Annotated in this window: 20 protein-coding genes; 5 read left to right on the top strand and 15 right to left on the bottom strand. The window is 67.4% G+C overall.

Annotation, left to right across the window (positions count from 1 at the left end; genetic code table 11):
• Positions 1-156: 156 nt before the first annotated feature.
• The 7 genes from BKK80_RS08380 to BKK80_RS08350 form a co-directional block, all read right to left on the bottom strand.
• Positions 157-762, bottom strand: a complete 606-nt coding sequence (locus BKK80_RS08380; protein WP_071068871.1) for an antirestriction protein ArdA — start codon at positions 760-762, stop codon at positions 157-159.
• A 615-nt stretch (positions 763-1377) separates the two neighbouring features.
• On the bottom strand, positions 1378-1812 hold the full coding sequence (locus BKK80_RS08375; protein WP_157903171.1) for a hypothetical protein: 435 nt from the start codon (positions 1810-1812) through the stop codon (positions 1378-1380).
• A gap of 95 nt (positions 1813-1907) precedes the next feature.
• Positions 1908-2459 (bottom strand): hypothetical protein, encoded by a 552-nt coding sequence (locus tag BKK80_RS08370; RefSeq protein WP_071068869.1) that lies wholly within the window; start codon positions 2457-2459, stop codon positions 1908-1910.
• A gap of 1 nt (position 2460) precedes the next feature.
• Complete coding sequence (locus BKK80_RS08365) at positions 2461-2820, bottom strand: phage protein NinX family protein (protein ID WP_071068868.1); 360 nt, start codon at positions 2818-2820, stop codon at positions 2461-2463.
• Between the two features lie 62 nt (positions 2821-2882).
• Positions 2883-3407 (bottom strand): DUF6876 family protein, encoded by a 525-nt coding sequence (locus tag BKK80_RS08360; RefSeq protein ID WP_071068867.1) that lies wholly within the window; start codon positions 3405-3407, stop codon positions 2883-2885.
• Between the two features lie 174 nt (positions 3408-3581).
• Entirely contained in the window at positions 3582-4592 is a 1011-nt protein-coding gene (locus BKK80_RS08355; protein WP_071068866.1) for a hypothetical protein, read from the bottom strand.
• A gap of 93 nt (positions 4593-4685) precedes the next feature.
• On the bottom strand, positions 4686-6854 hold the full coding sequence (locus BKK80_RS08350; protein ID WP_071068865.1) for a DNA topoisomerase 3: 2169 nt from the start codon (positions 6852-6854) through the stop codon (positions 4686-4688).
• Between the two features lie 237 nt (positions 6855-7091).
• Here BKK80_RS08350 and BKK80_RS08345 point away from each other — a divergent pair, with 237 nt between their 5' ends.
• Positions 7092-7400, top strand: a complete 309-nt coding sequence (locus BKK80_RS08345; RefSeq protein WP_071068864.1) for a hypothetical protein — start codon at positions 7092-7094, stop codon at positions 7398-7400.
• 27 nt (positions 7401-7427) lie between these two features.
• On the opposite strand, the gene BKK80_RS08340 is transcribed toward BKK80_RS08345, so the two are convergent.
• The 4 genes from BKK80_RS08340 to BKK80_RS08325 form a co-directional block, all read right to left on the bottom strand.
• Positions 7428-8624 (bottom strand): hypothetical protein, encoded by a 1197-nt coding sequence (locus tag BKK80_RS08340; RefSeq protein WP_157903170.1) that lies wholly within the window; start codon positions 8622-8624, stop codon positions 7428-7430.
• Positions 8621-8824, bottom strand: a complete 204-nt coding sequence (locus BKK80_RS08335) for a hypothetical protein (RefSeq protein WP_071068862.1) — start codon at positions 8822-8824, stop codon at positions 8621-8623. The genes BKK80_RS08340 and BKK80_RS08335 overlap by 4 nt, the downstream gene beginning before the upstream one ends.
• Before the next feature lie 1087 nt (positions 8825-9911).
• On the bottom strand, positions 9912-10301 hold the full coding sequence (locus tag BKK80_RS08330; protein ID WP_236903735.1) for a hypothetical protein: 390 nt from the start codon (positions 10299-10301) through the stop codon (positions 9912-9914).
• Between the two features lie 185 nt (positions 10302-10486).
• Positions 10487-10846, bottom strand: coding sequence for a hypothetical protein (locus tag BKK80_RS08325; RefSeq protein WP_071068860.1), 360 nt, complete (start codon positions 10844-10846; stop codon positions 10487-10489).
• Positions 10847-11016: 170 nt separating this feature from the next.
• Between BKK80_RS08325 and BKK80_RS08320 the strand changes: the two genes are divergently transcribed.
• From BKK80_RS08320 to BKK80_RS08310, 3 genes are all read left to right on the top strand, one after another.
• Positions 11017-11367 carry a hypothetical protein gene (locus tag BKK80_RS08320; RefSeq protein ID WP_071068859.1) on the top strand — a complete coding sequence of 117 codons (351 nt, stop codon included), beginning with the start codon at positions 11017-11019 and terminating at the stop codon, positions 11365-11367.
• Positions 11368-11534: 167 nt separating this feature from the next.
• Entirely contained in the window at positions 11535-12623 is a 1089-nt protein-coding gene (locus tag BKK80_RS08315) for a hypothetical protein (RefSeq protein WP_071068858.1), read from the top strand.
• A 76-nt stretch (positions 12624-12699) separates the two neighbouring features.
• Entirely contained in the window at positions 12700-13560 is an 861-nt protein-coding gene (locus BKK80_RS08310; RefSeq protein ID WP_071068857.1) for a GTPase, read from the top strand.
• A 155-nt stretch (positions 13561-13715) separates the two neighbouring features.
• Here BKK80_RS08310 and BKK80_RS37180 read toward each other — a convergent pair whose 3' ends face one another.
• From BKK80_RS37180 to BKK80_RS08290, 4 genes are all read right to left on the bottom strand, one after another.
• The gene (locus tag BKK80_RS37180; protein WP_071068856.1) at positions 13716-14708 is read right to left on the bottom strand and encodes a tetratricopeptide repeat protein; all 993 of its coding nucleotides are present in this window, start codon (positions 14706-14708) and stop codon (positions 13716-13718) included.
• Positions 14709-14756: 48 nt separating this feature from the next.
• A complete protein-coding gene (locus BKK80_RS08300) occupies positions 14757-15506 on the bottom strand; it encodes a hypothetical protein (protein ID WP_071068855.1) in 750 nt (249 codons plus the stop codon).
• A 75-nt stretch (positions 15507-15581) separates the two neighbouring features.
• Positions 15582-16781: a hypothetical protein gene (locus tag BKK80_RS08295; RefSeq protein WP_071068854.1), complete on the bottom strand. Its 1200-nt coding sequence runs from the start codon at positions 16779-16781 to the stop codon at positions 15582-15584.
• A gap of 446 nt (positions 16782-17227) precedes the next feature.
• Complete coding sequence (locus BKK80_RS08290; RefSeq protein WP_071068853.1) at positions 17228-17434, bottom strand: hypothetical protein; 207 nt, start codon at positions 17432-17434, stop codon at positions 17228-17230.
• Positions 17435-18409: 975 nt separating this feature from the next.
• On the opposite strand from BKK80_RS08290, the gene BKK80_RS08285 reads away from it, so the two are divergent.
• Positions 18410-20164 (top strand): DNA primase family protein, encoded by a 1755-nt coding sequence (locus BKK80_RS08285; RefSeq protein ID WP_071068852.1) that lies wholly within the window; start codon positions 18410-18412, stop codon positions 20162-20164.
• The last annotated feature ends 163 nt before the right edge of the window (positions 20165-20327 follow it).

Genomic DNA, 20327 nt, shown 5'->3' with positions numbered 1-20327 from the left:
CATCACCCCGGAGAAACGGGCCACGGGCCCGCCCCGCCCTCCGGGCCCTGAGCCTTCGGCGTGGGGTCCCGCTGGATACCCGGGCGGTGAGGGGTGCCCTGGCACTGCCCGCCGACCCAAAGCGCATCGCCCGAGGGCGAGGCTCCGGGCACGTGGTCAGCAGTGGTTCGCCGACGTGCAGGTGTAGGTCGAGCCCCCGAAATCGAACTCCACCATGTCGCCGCCGCAACGGCAGTCACGGGCGAAGGCTTCGTAATCAATGTAAGACTTAAGGTTGTCCGGGATCGAGCTGCCGTAGCAGTCGTCGAACAGTTCCGTGGCCGCGTCCAGCAGGTTGCCGTGATACAGGGAGACATCGTCCTTCTTGTCCATCGCGCTGTCGAGGTCGTACCCGCTGTTGTCCACCAGAAAGAACACCACCGCCAGCTCGTGCTCGTCGAGGTCGACCACGTCGTCGAACCAGCGTTCGAGCGTCGATTGGTCGATTTTGAGTGCGTCGAAAAGCTCGCTTTGCGCGCGGTCCAGGTCGATCGCCTGAATCTCGAACTCCTCCACCGGGGAACCGAACGGGTCGCGCAGCGCTGCAGCCTTTGCCTGGTACTCCTCGTAGTCCGAGAAGTAGAAGCCTGCCACGCAGGTGTTGTAGGGCTGGGCGAAGTAGTCGCCGGTGTTGCTGTACCCCTGCTCTTTGGAAGCCTCGGGGGCGAGGAACTGCGCGGTGTTGCCGTTGTTGTTCGCCGGGTTTTCGATGCCGTGGTTCATGGTTCGCCTCATCGTCTGGTGGATGTCTGCTCTTCGGAGCCGCCTCGGCGTGGAAAGAGATCGGACGGGGCCCGGGGCCAGGACGTCGCCGGATGCCGCACGCCTGACCGACCACCAGGCGGGAAGGACCGGGAGAGGACGACGAGCGCTGCGCGCGAATCCTTGCCCCAACAGGGACACGGCTGAGCTACACGTCGAAGGAGAAGGCGGACCGACAAGAGCGGACCCACGTGCCTGACGACCTGGCGGAGCCACGGCATCACGGTTGAAAACCGGCGGCACGACGTGCGCGAGCGCGGCGTGCTCAGGACGCCCAGGCGTCCAGGGGTCCGGTTGTACGGGGCCGCGCTGCGCCAGGTGCACGCGCTGCGTTCATCGGGGATCGCGGAAGGACGCGGTATCCGAACGGACCACCGAGCGGAGGAACGCTCGGTCTCGATGCCGTGGGGCCCGGCCGTGTGCCGCAGGCCTGCCGGGCGGGGTTACCTGCCGTTTCGCCTCCGGCGAGGTGTTGCCCGAAGGGTGCCAGGGCACGCCAGGACCACGCCCACCGCGCAGGTGGGCGCTGGACAGCCGCCGCGGTGCCCGCGCACGGGGACGTGCCCCGTGCCCAGGTCAGGCGGCCTTGAGCTTCGCGTCCGGATCGCGCAGGACCAGGGCGAAGTCGCGCACCAGGTCGTCCATCCGGATGTGCATCGTTTTGAGGAGCGGGCCGTCGTTGGACTCGCGCCCCTGGATGTGGAAGTTGTCCGGGGAGACCATGATCCCGGCGTCCATGTACACCGTCTTCGTGCGGCGCTCCGTGAACCCGCCCGTCGGGCTCGGGTCGTAACCGATCCAGACCGTGCGCGCGTCCATGAGCTTCACCCAGTCGAAATGGTGGTGACGGGCCTGGCCCGCCACGCTGAGGATGTACATCGCTTCGTCGACGGTCAGGGTGAACTCGCCGGTGATGGGCACGGCCCCCGCCGGGTGGTCGCGGTACGTGGGCTGCTGGTAGGTCTTGCTCGTCGGGCTGTTGCGCGTCGTGACGTGGGTGAAGCGTTCCATGGTCATGTACCAGATGTGAGGGAGGCATGCCCGGAAACCGTAGCGTCCGGGCCGTGGGATCAACCGTGGTAGCGGGGCCACCGCCCCGGCCCCGGTCATGCCTGGGACTGCTTGAGGATCTCGCGACACGTGCTGCCGCCGAGGTCGTCGAACTGCTGGGCGGTGATAACACCCTCGCGCAGGTCCACCAGCAGCGCGTAGAGCTGGGCGAGGGCCGCCAAGGGTTCGTCCGGTTCCTCCACCGCCTCGCCGTTCAGGTCGTCCACCAGCGCTATCTCGCCCGGGAGCGCACCGCCCGCGATTTCCAGGCGGTAGCCGCGCACGACGGCGGCCATGGTGACGGCGTTGATCTCGGTGCGCAGGTCGCGCGTGCCGTCGGGCGTAAGCCCCAGGCTCGCGGCGTCCCCGCCCCGCTTCCATGCCTCGCGTTTGAGCTTGAGGATCGCCGCCTCCGCCTGCACGAGGTCCTCGGGCGGGCACCCCGCGTAGTTGCCGTCGTTGATGCCATTTTCCGAAGCCGTCCACTCGTCGCATTGGGGGCACAGGTGCGACATGCCCTGGTTGGTGTGACGCGTCCGCCGGCCGCAGATGCCGCACGCGAACACGCCTCCGATCATGCCGCGCCGCTGAAAGGTCGATTTGGCCATGTCATGCCTCCGTGTTGATCAGGTCCGCCGGCACCGCCACGGTTTCGCCCAGCTTGCTGCGCACGAGGCAACGCAAGCCGGCGACAAGCGGGGTCGGGCCCAGGGCCCGGTAGCCGTGGCGCAGAATCGGCGCGTCGTCGAGGTTCACGATGCGGTTCGCCTCCCAGCGCTTCGCCTCGTTCGCGTACACCCTCTTGCCGTTGCGGAAGAAACCGACGCCGTGCATTTCGAGGATCGGGCCGCCCAGCGCCCAGTCGGTGGAAAACGGTCCGGTGGTGAACGGGGCGTTGATGGCCTTGGCCACCGCCCAGTCGAGCGTGGGGCCGATCAGGTCGCCCGTGGTGATGGTGATGAGGTTCATGGTGTTCCTTGGTCGTGGGATCGGGAGCCCCGGAAACCGTAGCGTCCGGGGCGTGGGGTGGATCAATATTCGCTGGTCACCATCAAGATCCAACAGGGGCCGCGCGAGGTTTCGCCCCAGACCGCGTACAACTTGATCCCCTTCGGCAGCGGGAACGTGTGGGCGGTGTAGTGCTGGCTGTAGAGCGTCGTGCCGTTGCCGTCGGTGATCAGCAGATCGGCGGTTCTGTCCTCCTTCGGGTGCAGCTCAACGGTCATGAACCCGTCGTCGTAGTTCTGCCCCGGCACCTTCTGCGAGACCCAGGCCATCGCATCGGTGACCAGCCAGGCGCACTGGGCGTTTTCGATGAGGAACTGCACGCCGTCGGTGTAGACCGCGTTGCGGAACATGGCACCGAGGGAGAAATAGCTCTCCGTGCCGGTGTAGCGGGCCAAGCCGTTGATGATGTCTTGCGCGTCCATGCTGTTGTTCTCCTTCGTGGTCGTGTGAGTGGTGCGGCTACCTGCTCGGTGGTGAGCCTCGGGGGTGCGGGGGAACGCCGCGGTGTTGCCGTTGCCGTTGGTGGTGTGTTCGACGCCGTGGACCATTTCCCTGCTCTCCCCGTTGGGTTTCGTTTCACTGCTCAGTGGAGCCGCCTCGTCGTGGGGAAAGCGAGACCTGCCCCGGGGGCCAGGCCGTTGCCGGATGCCGCACGCGCCGACCGACCGAAGGGAGCGAGGGGAACGGGAGAGGACAACGAGCGCAGCGGTGCCTTGCCCCCGTCAGGGGCACGGTTGAGCTACACGTCGAGGAAGTGGGCGGGCCACCCAGCGGTGAATCGAAAACGGGGATGCGGGAAACACGGCGTCACGGTTGAACGCACCACCCCGCGGTGCATGCCGCGGTGCCCTGGACGTTCGGGGTCGAGCAGCGCCGGGAGCGCTGCATGTCATCGGGGATCGCGGACTGTCGCGAGGCCCGTAGCCGTGCCCTGGCACGGTGGAAAGACGGGGCTCACGCCCCGCCCAACCCCGGTCCCTCCGGGCCACGGCCTTCGGCAAGAAGTTGCGCCGTACCCGCAAGATGTTGCGCAAGTTCCGCAACTTTTTGCGCAAAACCGGCAACTTTTTGCGGCACGACAAAGCGCCCACCGGGGTGAGCGCTTCACGCTGGGCGATCGGTCCACCTTCAGTGGATCGTCGCCCGCCCGCTCCTGCGGCCCGTCGAGCTGCGATGGCGGCCGCGACGGGGCCGTCCTGGATGCACTCGTCGAGGAACCCGCGCACGAGGTCCAGGTTGTCGGTCCGCTGCCAGACGGCGGTGAGCGATGCGAGCATCAACTGCTCGACCTCCGGAAGCTCACGCAACGCGTCAGCGTGGCGCTTCAGGATCTGGGCACCGTTCAGGTTCTCGCGCCGGAAGAACGCCGTGATCGTCGGATCATCGACCTCGTTCAGGTGCGCCACCAGAGCGCTCAGCTCGAGCGGGGTGAACGTCGCCCCGACAGGGCCGCCCAGGCCACGCCGTTCCCGCTCGCCGAGCACACGCATGACGGTCGACAACACCCAGATGTCGGTGTTGAACGACTCGTCCCGCACCTCCTGGGCCTGCCCGGGGGTCTTCGCGCCCACCATGGCCAGACGCGCTTCCATGGGCACGGCGAAGAACATCAGCATGCCGATCGCCGGCCGTTCGGCGCATTCGATCAGCAGCCGCGCCATGTCGTAGGCGTCGAGGCGTTGAGGGAGCGAATCCGCGACGATCGTTTCGCGCTGGGCGTTGGGCTGCTGCATGGTGGTACCTCCTGGATGGGAATGGGTGGATGGCCATGAAAAAAGCCCGCCCGGTGGTCGCCAGGCAGGCTTCGTGAACGTCGGGCGCCGGCCTTACTTGGGCCAGACGCTGTGTTTGCACTCCGGGTAGTTGTTGCACCCGTGGAAGGTCTGCCCGGCCTTCGGACCGTTCTTCACCGTCCGGGGGACCAGGAAGCCCTTCTTGCATTTCGGGCACTTCTTCGAGCCCTCGGGTGCGGGACGCGGCTTCGACGCGCCACCGGCGTACGGCGTGCGAGCGGGCATCGCGTCCGCCGGGATGGTGGGAAGGGTCGAGGCCTGGGCCTCGTTGACCAGCTCGACGATCGCCTCCTCCTGCTTCGCCATGAACGCGTGCAGGGGGATCTTCTTGGACGCGATCGCGTCGAGCAGCGCCTCCCACCGGGCGGTCATGCCCGGGTCCGTGAGCTTGGCCGGCAGCGCGTCCACCAGGATCTTGCCGACCACGGTGGCCACGAGCTGCTTGCCCTTCACCTCCACGAAGCTGCGCTTGATGATCGTTTCGATGATCGCGGCGCGCGTGGCCGACCGGCCGATGCCGTCCAGGGCCTTCAGCCGCTTGCGCTCGACCGGATCGCTGACCGTGCGGTGGATGTGCTTCATCGCCGTCAGCAGCGAGCCCTCGGTGTAGCGCGGCGGGGGCGTGGTGCGCTTGGCGTCCACCTTCACCACCTGGCGGTTCACCGAACCGCCCTCGGTCAACACCGGCAGGCTTGGGGTGGCGTCCTTCTTCTTGGCGTCCGTGGCCTGGGCCTCGCCCTGGAACACCACGCGCCAGCCCGGGTCCTTCACCACGCGACCGCTGGCCGCGAAACGCTCGCCCGCGATCGACACCTCGATCTTGGCCTTGTCGGCCTGGCAGTTCGGGTAGAGCTGCGCCAGGTAGCGCTGCGCGATCATTTCGTACGTGCGGCGCTTGATCTCGGACAGGGTGGACCAGTCCGGGGCCTGGCGCGTCGGGATCAGCGCGTGGTGCTCGCTCACCTTCGCGTCGTTCCACACCCGCGAGCGGATCGTCACGTTGGCGTTGGTCGCGAGGCTGGCCATGTGCGGGGCGCCCTGCGCGATCGCGTCCAGCACGTCCGGTGCTTCCGCGTGCTGCGATTCAGGCAGGTACGGGCAGTCCGAGCGCGGGTAGGTGGTGTGCCCCGCGAGGTACAGCTCCTGGCAGGCGTCGAGCACCTCCTTCGCGGAATAGCCGTACTTCCCGTTGAGCGCGGTCTGCAAGCCCGTCAGCTCGAACGGCAGCGGGGGCTGTTCCTCCGCCGGCTTGTTCACGTAGCGCGTGACCGAGCCCTGGCCCGCGGCCTGGACCTTCGCCGCGATCTGGTCCGCCATCGCCTTGTTGACGATGCGGTTCTGCTCGTCCAGCCAGGCCGGGCGCTGACCCGCGATCGCGCCGTCCGCGCCGTCGGGCTCATCGCCCTCCTCGTCCTCGTCGGCCTCGCCCTTGGCGTCCACGTCCGCCTGCTTCTCGGCGGATTCCAGCGACAGCCCAGGCGGGAGCCAGCGCGACCAGAACGGCAACGCCGGTTGGCCCGGGTCGAGGAACTGCGCCTCGATGGTCCAGAAGTCCTTCGGGACGAACGCCTCGATCTCGCGGTCGCGCTTCACCACCAGCGCCAGGGTCGGCGACTGCACGCGCCCCACCGACAGCACGCCGGGGTAGTTCTGCTTCTTCGCCAGGATGGTGTAGGCCCGGGACATGTTCATGCCCACCAGCCAGTCCGCGCGCTGCCGGCCCAGGCCCGCCTCGTACAGCGGACGGAAGGTCGCGTTGTCCTCCAGCGAGGCGATCGCCTTCTTGACGCTGGTCGGGTCCATCGCGCTCAGGTGGATCCGCGCCACGGGCTTGGTGTTGCCGAAGTACAGCAGCACCTCGTCCACCAGGAGCTGGCCCTCGCGGTCCGCGTCGCCGCCGTTCACGATCGACGTGCACTTTTTCAGCAGCCCTTCGATGACCTTGACCTGGTCCTTCTTGTCCTCCGAGACCTTGAGCTTCCAGTCCTTCGGGATGATCGGGAGGTCCTCGAACTTCCAGGGGAACGTGCCCCAGCGCTCGTCGTAGTCGCCCGGCTGCACCTGCTCCATCACGTGCCCGGCCAGCCAGGACACGTAGCCGTCGCCCGTCTCGACGTACCCCTGGTGCCGCGTGTGCGGCTTCGGCAGGTGGGGGATCACGGCCATGGCCATGGACGGTTTTTCAAAGATCCACAAACGCACGACGAGCCTCCTCCAAGCTGTGCCAGGGCACGGGTACGTACCGGTAGCAGGTACGACAGGCTTGTCAAATCAGGAGGTCGGGTGGTGGTGCAGGACGGAAGGTTGGCCTGGGAGCGCGGTCAACTTTTTTGTAACAGTTCGGGAAATCGGTGTGAGTTAGGGGCGGTTTTTCAATATATGTAGAGCCATCACGCGATCGCGCGGGGTGGCGTCCGATCAACGATCCTGGAGAACCCGATGACCACCACCCTGCTCGACCTCGACCCCACCCCTGCCGCCATCGCCCGCGTACTGCTCGCCGGGCTGCTCGCGCGGCTCGACCACCAGGACGGGACCCTGCGCCAGCTCTGCCGGCGGGACCCGCACCACGCCGCCCTCTGGTCATCGCTGCCCCATGGGTGGCGGCGCAAGGTGGGGCGGATGTTCAACCGACTGGTGGGGGAGCGCCAGGGTGCCGAGGGGGAGCCGCAGGTCTGGTGCTACAACCTGCCGGCCGAGCGTCCGCACGTGCACGCGCGGTACCGGATGAGTCCTGCCAGGGGGTGATGGGAAACGGCCCCGAAGGGCCGTTGATCAGAGAGCAACGCGGGCCCGTTGGCGTGCAGCAGCCCTCTCCGCTGGCGAGCGCGTGTCCCGCTCGTCGAACGGATCCGCGCCAGCAGACACGAACGGTGCGTCGTCCACCCGTTGCGTCGGGAGGGTCACCGCCGGGACGTTCCCGCGCCGTTCCGTGTGCGCATCGGCGGTTGCCGGCACGGTGATCGGTTGCGCCGCGGCCTTCTTCGCCGGACCGATCATCATCGAACGGCTGGCCTTGACGACGTGGAGCATGTCGCCCTTGGTGATGGTCGTGCCCGCGCCAAACAGAGGGCGAATCGCCCTCTCCTCGCCCTTCTCGTTGGTGATCGTCTTGGCTTCCATCAGCTCCTTGACGGCCTCCCGGAGCTTGGCCCGGAACTTGAACAGCGGCAGGTACGACGATCCGCTCAGTTCCTGCAGCTCGCTGACCGAGTAATCCTTCCTGCCGTCGTGGGTCGAGTAGAAACCGTGGAGCCACTTCGCCAGGTAGCTGTTCAAGTGGGCCATCCGCACCACGTCGATCTCGGTGGCGTCGGCCTCGAACAACGGGGCCATGCCCTTGTCGATGCGGATCCAGTAGACAGGGTTGTTCGGGTCCGTGTCGTCGTTGTCGTAGTTCGCCAGGAACCGCTGGCGCTTGATGCCCACACCGTCGACCGTGATCTTGATGTAGCCCTTGAAGAGGCGCATCAGCGATTGCCGGAACAGGAGCGTGTTCTTGCCGCTGCGCGACTTCCAAAGATAACGGTTGCATTCGCTGAGGGAGATCGGCACGTAGGCGCCCATGTCACCCGCGTTGCGTGCGATGGCAAAGCACACCAGGAGGACCATCAGGTCGTCCGCGTTGAGCGCCTCGTCCCCGTCGTACTCGATACGGTAGTGCGCGGTCTCCGCGATCAGGAAACGCCCGTCCGTCGTGCTGGATTGGCGCGGGAAGATCTTCGCGGCGGCCATCCGTTCCCGTTGAGCACCGAACAGAGCGAAGCGCAACAGCGCGTTGGGCGTGAACGGGGACGGCCAGGCGACCGTTTCTTCACCACCGGTCTTCACGCTCTTGCCCTGGCGCGGCTCGATCGTGGTCTTGGCGCGCTGCATGTCAACAACGGTCACCGGTGCCGATGCCGGTTCTACCACCACGACCGGTTGACGATCTTGCGCTGCGTAGCGGAACGGGAACGGGCGCCGGTTCATTTCGCGCTCCCGATCACGGGGAAGCCAACCACCACGCTGGAAGGATCGCGCATCCATGCAGCCAACAGCGTCCGCAACACGTCGCTCCGCGTCGTCGAGCGCTCCGCCGCCATGCGGTCGAGCTGCGCGAGCACGGCCGTCTCGAGCCGCATGTTGAGCTGCTCCATCTGCTTCTTCGACGATTTCGAGGGGGACGCCATCGTGATCTCCGGTAAACGAAAAACGCCCCTCGGGGTTTAGTCCGAGAGGCGTCGGTCATGGCCCGCCGTGGCAGGCCCATCGTGAACGTTGCGCGCGATCATCTGCGCTCTGGTCCAGTACAACTCCAGGCCCCGGTCATGTCAAGGCTTGCCTACGAAAATCTTTACCAGCAGGACCTTCACATGGGACGCCCCAGGGGGCGAACCCGATCGGATGAGGGGGCGAACCGAATGGGATGGGGGGCGAACCCAATCGGATGAAGGGGCGAACCGAATGGGATGAAGGGGCGAACCCAATCGGATGCCCCCCCCCCTGAAAGCCTTGACAGACGGGCGTTCCAGCCCGCCTTAAGCTCTTAAGCTATTAAGCAGGGGTGCGTCCTCCGGACGCGCACCCCCTGCTTGATAGCTAACAGCAATACTCTAGAGAAAAACGGTGAAGGGGTTCCTGGGTGAACCCGCCTTTCTGGCGGTTCACCCGAACCCACCGAACGAAGAACATAACGTTTTGCCATCACCTCCGGCGCGTGGTTCAACCGATCCCCTCCGGGAACGTCAAAACCTTTTGGGAGCCTAGCGGCTCCTGGCACTCAACCCCGGAACCCGTGCGCCCCGAACACCTGCCCCCGGCACGGGGCGGGGCCAACGCCAGGGGTGGGAACCGAGTGGGATGTTTTCCTGCTGGTGGGGGCGAACCGAATGGGATGTTCTGCCGCAGAGCGCGCGCCGTGGTACCGCCGCGATGCTCTTGATGGCGTGGTTTGCCGCCTCCTGGCGGCCCATAGGTCGATGAATGAGCGGGCAGAACCACTGCCGCGCGACCGAAACACACCTCCGGCGACGATCCCGCAGGGGGGCGAACCGAATGGGATGCTCGGGTGCGAATCCCCGTGCCATGGCACCTCCCGGTCCCGATCGCCCTGCCACCAGCAGGCGACACCCGGCCGGCGGTCGCCCCCATGAAACCAGGTGCACTGCTCCTCACCGCGTTGAGCCCGGCCCGGTCACCGCAGGTACTCGCCGGGGATGGTGCCCAAGCCGCCGGAGGCGGGGTTTCACGCGCCCGAGCCCTACCGATCGCCCAGGCCTACGCCACCACCTCGGTCACCCGCACCCGGTCGAGGCTCAGCTCACCGCCGGTCGGTGGGACCACGATCACCTCGTGCTCGTCGGGGTTCTGCAGTCCCGAGGTGTAGACCCTGGGATCTTGGAGGCTGCATCCCGCCGCTTCCAGCTCGGCCACCGTCACCGCGTACACCACGCCGTCCTCCAGCCCGTCGGTGGTGGCGAAGCGCCGCGCGACCTTCTCGATGGTGGTGAACGAGAGCGCGGGGCCGTTGAATCCCTCGCTGTCCCACTGGTGCGCGTGCACCGCCTGCCCGTGCGGTGTGCCGAAGTTGATCGAGCCGTCCAGCTTCCACGTGCCGTCGAAGTACACGTGCTTCTCGAACGGCTTGTCCGGGTTTCGCGGGCGCAAGCCCCGGCCGTCGTCGTGCATGCCCCGGTTGACGCCGCGGTAAAGCACCGTGTTCGGTTGAAGGTCCAGGGGTGGATGACGTTCGGGTTGGATGGGCATACGGTGCGATGGTGCGATCGAGCGGATCAGCAGCATAACGCAACAGGCGGCCCTGATGGCCGCCTGGTCGCTCCACGGTGCGCGCCTTACCGCGCGTTGCGAACCCGGGCCCCGATGCCCTCGGTCATGGTCGCCACGCGCAGCAAGATCGGTCCGCCGTCGTCCGGGACGATCAGCGCCGACCCGCCGTCGCCCAGCACCGCGACGAGCTTGGTGTTCACGAACGCCACCGCGTTGTAGCAGCCGTTCGACATCGCGCCCAACGCCGGCAGACCCGCCTGCCCCGCCTCGCCCGGGATCCGGTCGCACACCGCCGTCGCGTCCTGGCGTACGGCCGCCAGCGACGTCGGCAGGGTGAAGCCGGTGCTGCCGTTGGCGTCGCCGCCACCGGTCATCGCGCAGATGCCGATCGTGGTGGCCAGGGCCATGGGTTTGAACAGCCGCATCGCAGGTCTCCTCCTCGTGTCCGGCCTCTGAACGTGGACCGCGTGCCCGAAACCTAGCAGGTCGTGCAGGCCCGTCAAGCGGCGAGCCGTGCCAGGGCACGGGGTTGACTTCGCCCCATGACCCGCTAAGTTGGTCCGAACACCGCCAACAGACCAGCAGGAGGAGAACCGTGGTCGGCCTTAAAATCGTCCTTGCCCTGATCGCCGGCGCGATCGGCGTGTCCTTCCTGTTCCTGGCCTGGGTCTGGATCATGACCGCGATCTTCGGACTGGTCCGTGCCCTGCTGCGCGCACCGTTCAGCCACGAGGCCCGGGCCGATCTGGCCGCCCTGCGGTTCCTGCGCCACCCGTTCTTCATCTTCGGACCGCGTGCGCCGACCGCCAAGATGCGGGACCTGGCGTTGCGCGTCGCCCAAGAACGTGGGGTGGCGCTGCCGCTGACCACCCTGCGCTCGTTTTACCGGACCCGCCGGTTCCTGAACGAGCACTCCCGGGACTGGCTCCCGCCGCGCGGTTGGTGATCCCGATTCGGACGCGTCGAAACGGTCGCCCGGGTGGCGGCCGTTCGCCGTTCAAGCCCGGGTGATCGGGTGACACGCCGGCGCCTCCCGATGGTCAAGCAATCGCCCTGCGGTCCCCGTACAATCGTTCGCTTGCCCGCCCACCCGTCCGCTGAAGGATCCGTCGTATGAGCACCACCACGCCCACCATCGCGAGCCTGTCCGACCTGTTCACCCCCGAGGAGATCGAGGGGATCGACAAGGCCCCGCTTCTACCCACCGGGACGCGCCACCCCACGTGGTTCGCCCTGTGCTCGCGGGAACCGCGCCCGGTCGACAACCTGGTCCGCCTGGCGGTGCCGGCCATCGCCCAGGAGACCGGCGGCGAAACGTGGTTGAAGGATCTCGGTGACCGCCTGCGCAACCTCCAGGACGACAGCGGTGCGTCGTCGGCCCTGGCGGAGATCCGCGCGTACGGCGGCCTGCTCGAAGCAGGATTCGACGTCACGCCGATCATCCGGGCGAGCGACGCCACGCCTGACTTCACCGTGGACGCCGGCGACGGGCCGGTGACGGTCGAGGTGTTCTCGAAGCACCAGGACAAGCAACAGGACAAGCTGATGGCCGCGGCCAACACGCCCGACGGTGAGCACCCGTACGGGATCGAACGCTCGGAAACGACGGTGGGCGAGCGGACCCTCCGTATGGCCGTGACCGAGCTGACCCCGGGCGGTCGACCGGACCCGACGAAGGAAGGCGACAGCGTCCAGGCCAACCTCATCAGCAAGGTTTGCTCGATGAAGCCGGACGAGACCCAGGTGGCCCCCGACCGGCCGTGCGTGCTCATCGCCGACTTCACCCACTTCGGTGGCCCCACCACCTCCCAACTGCTCAAGCCGCACCAGATGTCCCCGCTGATCCGTGGGTTTCACGGACGGGGGCTGTGCAGCGGCGCCATGTGGTACGGGGTCTACGGCTGGAAGGGTGCGCCCGTGTTCGAGGACCCGTCCGCCCCGAAACGCATGGGCCACGACGGGCGTTTCCGCCTCGACGACAAAAAGAAGAGCCGCCTGTCGGCCGTCCTGTTCGTGTTCCATGAGGACGTCGTGCTGCTCGAAAACCCGTGGGCGGACCGGCCGCTGCCGCCGCTCGCCCGGTTCGCGTTCGGCCGCTACCCGTATTTCAACCTGCCGTACTCGATCGCCGACTGGCACCCGGGCAACGCCCTGGCGATCGTCGACGCCCAGCGCCGGATGATCGAAGCGTTCGACCGCTGACCCTGTGGGGGCCGCCGGACCACAGGCGCCCCGCCAAGAACAACCATCCCGAACAACCACCCGCAGGAGACCACGCATGGCCATTGATCCCAACCTGGTGAAGGCGTTCGGCGACGTGTTGCGCAAGCACGGCGTCGAGGTCACGAAAGAGACCGTCGAGAAAATCAAAGAAACCCTGGGCTACGTCCCGCGGATCGGCGTGCTGGGCAAGACGGGCGTGGGCAAGTCCGCCCTGTTCAACGCGCTGTTCGGTCACGACGTCGCCGAGGTCAGCGACGTGTCGGCGTGCACCCGCCAACCCCAGCAGGCCCTGCTCGAGATGCAGGGCGACCTGTCCGGGGTGTTCCTCCTGGACCTGCCCGGCCTGGGCGAGAGCGCCGAGCGTGACGTGGAGTACAGCGCTCTGTACAAGAGCGTGCTGCCCGAGCTGGACCTCGTGCTGTGGGTGGTGAAGGCCGACGACCGGGCCCTGGCCGCCGACAAGGCGTATTACCAGAGCATCGTGGAGCCCGAGATCGGGCGCAACGCGACGCCCTTCCTGGTGGTGGTCAACCAGAGCGACAAGCTCGAACCGACCGACGACTGGATCCGCGACGAACGCCGCCCGGGCCCCGAGCAGCTCGCCAACATCGAGCAGAAGCGCTCAGACGTGGGCGCGCTTTTCAACCTGCCAAACGCCGAGGTCTGCACCGTGTCGGCCACCCGCCGGTGGCAGCTCACCGAACTGGTCGATCGCATGGTCGAGGCGCTGCCGGACCGTGCCAAGTTCGGGTTCGTGCAGGGAACCGAGAAACAGCACGTGTCGGAGAATGCCAGGCAAATGGGAAACGAAAGCGCGGTGAAGACGATGCTGAAGGCGATCGGGATCGCGGCGGGTACGGCCCTCCTCGCCGTGCTGCTGGGTACCCTCGCCGCCCGCGCCGCTGACCGCGACTGAACGAAAAAGCGGCCCCGCGCGGGGCCGTCAAAACACACACCGCGCGGTCCGAGGGCCTACGTGCGCGGTACGGTCCTACACCTGAGAGGGTGCCATCTTAAGCCATGCCTTGGGTGCCCTCGTCGACCGCCGGGTGCCCGGCCGCACCTGAGCGGTCAGTGGAGCACCGCCAGCCCGAGCAGCACGACCACGATCCCCACGCCCCAGGCGATGACCTTCCAGGGCAGCGGGTCGCCGCTCGTCACCGTCACCTGGTCCGGGCCGATCGGCACGGCCACCACGCCATTCGGCGTCAGCGACTTCACCACCTTGTCGGTGATCATGACGTCGACCTTCGAGCACCAGTCGCTCGCGATCTGGCGCACCGGCACCGAGGACGCTTTCACCGAGCCGTTGGCGGGCACCATCCCGTAGCCCAGGCCCAAACCGCCGATGTTGGCGTGCACCCCGTAGCGCGTCGGGTTGGTCACCGTGCCGCTGTGGGTGTACGTGCGGTACGACGTCCCCGTGTGGCGTGATGTCCCGTCGCGGATGACCATCGGGCCCGGGATGTACTCCTTCTGGCTGGTGCGCGTCACCTCGATCTTCAACGCTAGGGCCGCGATGATCTGCCCCGCCCAGGCGAACCCGTCCTGCACCGCCGTTTCCGCCCGCTGCCGTGCGCCCGCCAGGTCCCGGCGGTCCAGCATCGCCTTGATCTCCTGGAACGCGGTGGTCGCCCGCTGGATCGCCACGCGCTCCCGCTCCGCTGCTTCCTGCTGCTGCGCCTGGCGCTGCTGCTCCGCGATGCGTGCCTTCACCGCCTGGATCGCCCGATCGTCGCCCGCGGACGCCGCGCGTTGCAGGAAGCCCTCGGCCTCGACCGGCGAGCTCCCCTTCAACTGGCGGTAGAGCGTGAGCATCGCCCGGGCGTCGCCCTGGTTCGCCGCACGTCGGTACCAATCCAGCCCGGTGGTGGCGCTGCGGTCCACGCCCTCGCCGTTCACGTAGCAGTGGCCCACGTTGACCATGGCCCGCGCATCACCGCCCTCCGCCAGGGGGAGCCAGGCCTTGAAACCGGCGTACCAGTCCGACGGCAACTGGTCCCCGATGAAGTACAGGTCCTGGGCCTTGATCGCCTGGTCGATCTGTTCCTGGAAGCTGCTCATACTCGTGTCCTTTTTCTTCTGGTGCAGGGTGCGCCGGACGGCCGACGATCACCCGAGGTTGCCCGCCGGGTCGAACCGGTAGATCCACACGCGGTAGTCGTAGAAGGCCGAGCTGACCACGCTCATGGCGCTCGTGTCGCCGAGCGGTACGTACTTTGCCACGTAAGCGATCCGGGCGTTGATCGCGTCCAGGCGCACCTGCAACGGGTTCGCCTGGAACATGGGGCCCGTGTTCGTCAGCGGGACGCTCATGGCCCGCAACGGGGGAAGCGGACCACGTGTGCGTTGGTCGCCCGTGTTCGCCACGTTGATCGGCGCCCGGGTCTGGTCGATCTTGTCGATGATCCCCTGCGGGTTGAGCTGACCCACCTGGCCGACGGCGTCCCGGACCGCGATCGGCACGTCGCACACCTGGAACACCTCGTCATGCGAGTGCTTCGAGTTGGTCCAGATCGTCGCGCGCACCTTCCAGCAGGGCTGGCTCGCCCCGAACGTCAGGTATTCCAGAGCGACCCGCGGGTATTGCAGCTTGCCGTAGTTCGCGAGCTGCTGGTTCTGCCCGCCGAAAAGCCCCTGCAAGCTGTTCCCGCCCGAGAGCGGGGTGTAGACCGGGCCGGCCGCGTTGGTGACGTCGCCCCCGCTGTCACCGCTGCCCCCGGTCACGCTGTGGATCGCGCTCTCGACCGCGCTGTTGGCCTTCTGGACGAAGCCGTTCACGTCCGGCCCGCCGTTCGCGCACGCGGCCAGCAGGCCGCACAAAACCGTCGTCGCTGCGACGGGCAAGACGTGGTGCTTCATCGTTTTCCTCTTTCTTGTTGATTGGTCCCTCGCGTCGGCCGCGCCCATCGGACGCCGCCGCCCCGCGTTAGCCGGTCACAAAAAGCTGTTGAGCCGTTGGTACAAGGTCGATTCGAGGCTGTTGGCCGAATCGGCGGAATGCAGGTACAGCGGACCGCCCCCGGTGTCCTTGAAGGTGGCGTTCCAAGCCGCGTCGAACGCCGTGTTCAGTCTCGGGTCCACCACCCCGGGCCCCGACGCGCACACGTTGTATTGACCGGCCGGGAGGCCCACGGTCTGCGATGCCGTTGGGATCAGCCCGTTGGGGATCGCCTGAGCGCAGGCGGCTTCCGCCTGCGCTTTGAACGTGGCCAGAAACGCCGGCATGCTGGTCATCGGGAAACCGAGCCCACCGCTCGCCGAGCTGGTGATGTACCCGATCGTCGCCTCGTACGCCGAATACGCCGCGCCCATGTCCGTGTTCGCGTTCGACGTGCTCAGGAGGTCCGACGCCTGCACGGCAGCCAGGATGCTCGCCTTGCTGGCCAGTGGCAGGTGGCTGATCGTTGTGGCCATACCCTCCTGGTAGAACGTCGGGGTGCCCAGGAACGGCTCCGTGAGCGAGTAGATGGCCGCATGGGTTCCCTCGTGTACGAACAGGTCGGCGTAGGACTGCCCCACGGGCGCGGTGTAGCTGGTCGCCCCCGGGTAGCGCTGGTCGAACGACACGGCATCGGCGCTCATCACCTGCATCACGGGACCCACGCCGGTGCCGGTCTGCCCCACCAGGCTCGTCCCTGTTTCGCCCGCGCTCTGACCCAGCGAAGGATCCACACAGACCTGGATCCGGTTGGTGCCGTCGAACGCCACGCCGGTGGACGGCAGGCCCATGGCCGTGCGTATCTGCGGGATCGCCTGTTCCAGGAGGTCCGCCGCCAGCTCCTGCGCTTTGAGGCTGGCCCCGGCGGAAAACACCACAGCGTTGGGCGTGACGATCACCGTGCTGCTGACCTTCGAGGGGGTCGCGCAGTTCGACGACAGCCCGCTGTTGTACGTGCTGAACGCCGGGCCGCTGTAGCTGGTCTGCACGCCCGCCACGATGGACGCCGGCGGGGTATAGGCCGCCAGGAGCGCCGCCCCGTTGCTGGTCGTGGTGCCCGTCGAGCCCGTGCCGTTGGAGCTGGTGGTTCCGCTGCTGCTACCGTTGCCCCCACCACCACCGCCGCACCCGGCGAGCGCCAGGGCGAGGAGCGTGAAGCCGGCCGCGGTGGTGCCGCGACGCGTGGTCCGTTTCATGTTGGTCCCTCGTGCTGGTTGTCGTCGGCCATCCGCCCAGCGCTACGCTGTGCTATGGCACGTCCTGGTTTCCATTTCGGCCGAACCAGCCCAACCGTGACGTGATCGCGTCGAGCTGAAACAGGCCGTCCTTCGTCCGCCCGACCGGCACCCTCGATGCCACCGGTGCGTAGAGGTCCAGGCGCTGATCCCTGATCGTCGACAAGCCGCGGTGCCGATTGCGATGGCCGCGGTTGCGCGATGGTGATGCTGAATGGGTTGCCCCGGTGCTTCGTGCTGCTCTTGCTCTGATTCTGGGCGGGAGTTTACGGGTACCCACGGTAGAACACAACACCTCAGATCATTTGATGACGCAAAATGCAACTCCCCACACCCCGCCCCGGTACCAGGTCGATGGGTGAGCGCCCACCGCCCGGTGGACGCCTCCCTCGTGGCCATGGCACGGATCAGTACGCGCCGGCGGGCTGGTCAGGCTTGCCCTGATCCCGGACGTAGCGCGTGATCCGCCGCTTCGCGCCCAGCAAGGTCTTGCAGGGCACCAGGTCGAACCCGCCGTCGCTGTGGTGGAGCTGGACCTTGACCTCCTCGACGCTGCTGCGGTCGGCAATGGCGATGTGAATGGTGTGACCGCGATAACCGAAGCTGTGAAACATGACATTCCTCCTGGTGGTGGTGCTGTGAGCTGACCGGCTCCGAGCTTTGAGGCCCGCTTTTGACCTGGCCGTTGACGTTGTTCCGTCGAGCCTGCGTGCCTGGCGTCGTTGCCGCCGTTTTCCTGAGTTCTCGTCCCGCGATGGGGGTCGCCGAGGTCCTGGGGACGGTCAAGGATTCGAGCGCCAGGTGGTGCGGGCCGCGCAGCAACACGGCCGGGTGCGCCTTGACGGACTCCGGGCCCGAGGCAGGGTCGCGGGGAAGGACGGGAACGGGAAAACGGTGACGTCGGCAGCGCCGCTGCTGGGGAGACGGAACGCCGCGCGGCGAGCGGGTGGACGGGGTGAGCCCGTGCCGTGGCACGGCTTGCTGTACAACCGACGGTGAGGATTTACGGGAACCGTCGATGCCGGTCCTGTCCGGGCTCGCCCGGTTCCTGGCCCAGGCCTGGCCAGGTCCTCGTGGTGATGCCTGGACAGCCCGTGGGGACCGTCCCACGGTGTGCACCGAGGATCGGTCCAAGCGGTCCAAGCCTTTCCCCATGGGTTCAACAAGGATCCTGATCCCCAGCCGGGGAAGGTTGCCGTCTATGGGACGGCGTTACCTTTCCCACCGGTGGGCGCTGCCCCTTCTGGTTGTACGGGAGAACATCGCCGATTTCACCCGGACAGCCTGGACCGCCTGGGCGGTGCCCGCCCGACCCTTGCCCCACCGGGCCTCCGTGCCATGGCGCGGTCCAAGGCCGTGCCGTCGTGCCCCTGGACTGGCCAGCGTTGAGCCCGGCCCCGCCGGGACCGGGGCGAGTCCAGCCCTGGTGCGCCTGGTGCGCCACCGGCCGTGAGTCGCGCCCCCGCCCAGGGGACGGCGGGCCGGCGACTCAGGTCCGGGGGGTCGCCCCTCGACACTTCGTTCCGAGCGGCAGGTGGTCCCACGGGACGCCTCCCGCGTACCAACCGAGCACGAACAAAGGAACGACCATGGCATTCAACTTCCCGGGCGCCGGCACCCAAGAGCCGACCAAAAAGAAGCCGTCCATCGAGCTGTTTTACGCGAACAAGCTGGCGCAGGACCCGAACCTTGCGGTCGGCAAGGGCGAGGTGCCGGAGCTGTTCCGCTGGAACGGCGTGTACTGGGAGGCCCAACGCGATGTCGCTCTGGAGCAGGACGCGCTGAACGTCCTCGAACGCGACGAGCCGCACCATTTCAACCGCCGCACCGCGCGCTCGATGGTCGACACGGCGTTGACCCGCCTGTCCGGCACCAAGCTCGTCCCGGTGCCCGAGGAGGGCACGGGCGTGCTGCTGCCGATGCAGAACGGTCTGCTGGAGGTGCTGCCCACCGGCGTGGTCCGCGCCCACGAGCCCTCGCGCGAGCTGGGGGCGACGCACGCCGTGCGTTCCACCATCGACTGGACGCGCGTGGCCGAGGACGGCACGTACACGGTCCAGGAGCTGGACCCGTCCAGCAAGTTCGGGATGTTCCTGAACTCCATCCAGTCGCCCGAGATGCAGGACTACCTCGGGGCGTGCTGCGCCTCGACGATCTCGAGCACGAACTACCAGAAGTGCCAATGGTGGCAAGGCGTTGGCTCGAACGGCAAGAGTGTGCTCCTGAACATCATCGCCGCCATCCACTCCAACGTGGTGGCGTTCGACCTGAACAAGCTCGACGGGGATTTCAACGCCGAGCCCCTGATCTCCGCCACCCTCGTGACGGTGCCGGAGGCCCCCTCGCGCAAGCGCCCGATCAGCGAGGGCGTGTTCAAGGCGTACGTGTCTGGCGATCTGGTGGCGATCAACCGCAAGAACAAGGTCCCCCTGTCCGTGGCCCTGCGCGCCCGCTGGATCCTGCTGATGAACGACACGATCGGCTTCACCGACATGTCGTACGGCTTCGCGCGCCGCATCGCCAACGTTCCGTTCAACCGCACGATCGCACCGAAGGACCGCATCCCCGACCTCGACAAGAAAATCATCGACGACCCGAAGGAAATGGCCGGCGTGGTCGCGTGGTTGATCAAGGGGCTCGTCCACCTGAGCCAGCACGGGTTCCCGGAGGGTGAACGCGTGCCGCTGGAAGCGCGCCAACACGCCCTGACCATCCGCGGCTCCAACGACAACACGCTGGATTGGTTCGACTTCGTGAACTTCCGTCAGGAACCGGACGTGTGGTCGGACAAGCAGGCCCTGTACACCGCGTACAAGGACTACACCCTGTCCAACGGTGGCAAGGCGCTGGGGGCACCGGAGTTCTGGAAGCGTGCCCGCACGTTCTTGCTTCCGAAGGGCGTGGACATCGATTCGCCGGACAACACGCGCCGCGCACCGGCCGACAAGCTTGGAAGCCGTCCGCGCCTCATGCGCCTGCGCATCGACGGGGTGGCCCCGTTCGTCCGCGGTCGCGAAGCGCTCGACGACCTGCCGCCGCAGACGCCGAAGCAAGCCGCCCTCGAAGCGTGCATCAACGACACGGTGAAAGCCGTGTGCGCGGTGCTGGGCACCCCGGACGGCCCGATCAAGCAAGACGTGCTGCTCACCGTGGTCAAGGATCAGCCGCTGGCCGTCGGCCTCGACGAGGTGCGCATCGAAGCCGTGATCGGTGGCGTGCTGGACAAGCTCCGCCTGCAGGTGGAGGTGATCGACGGCGTGGCCATGCTGGTGACCAAGCCGCTCCCGCCGATGACGTTTGACCCGGCGGATCCGTTCGACGTCGCCGGTCCTGCCAACGCGTAAGCGAGCCCCTCCGCTCCACCCTCCCAGCCCGGTCCATCGCCGGGCCCAGGCCCGCGGCGAGGTTCGGGGTGGGATGCCGCCGGTGTTTGAGTGCCGGGCGTGAGCCCCGGCGGTTTTCCCGAAGGGTCCGGTGCCCTCCGGTATCATCGCCAGGCACGACCGG

This window comes from Cupriavidus malaysiensis (genome assembly GCF_001854325.1).
GTDB classification, from domain to species: domain Bacteria; phylum Pseudomonadota; class Gammaproteobacteria; order Burkholderiales; family Burkholderiaceae; genus Cupriavidus; species Cupriavidus malaysiensis.
The sequence above is the reverse complement of the archived record's forward strand: the minus strand, read 5'-3'. Positions and strand labels throughout refer to the sequence as shown.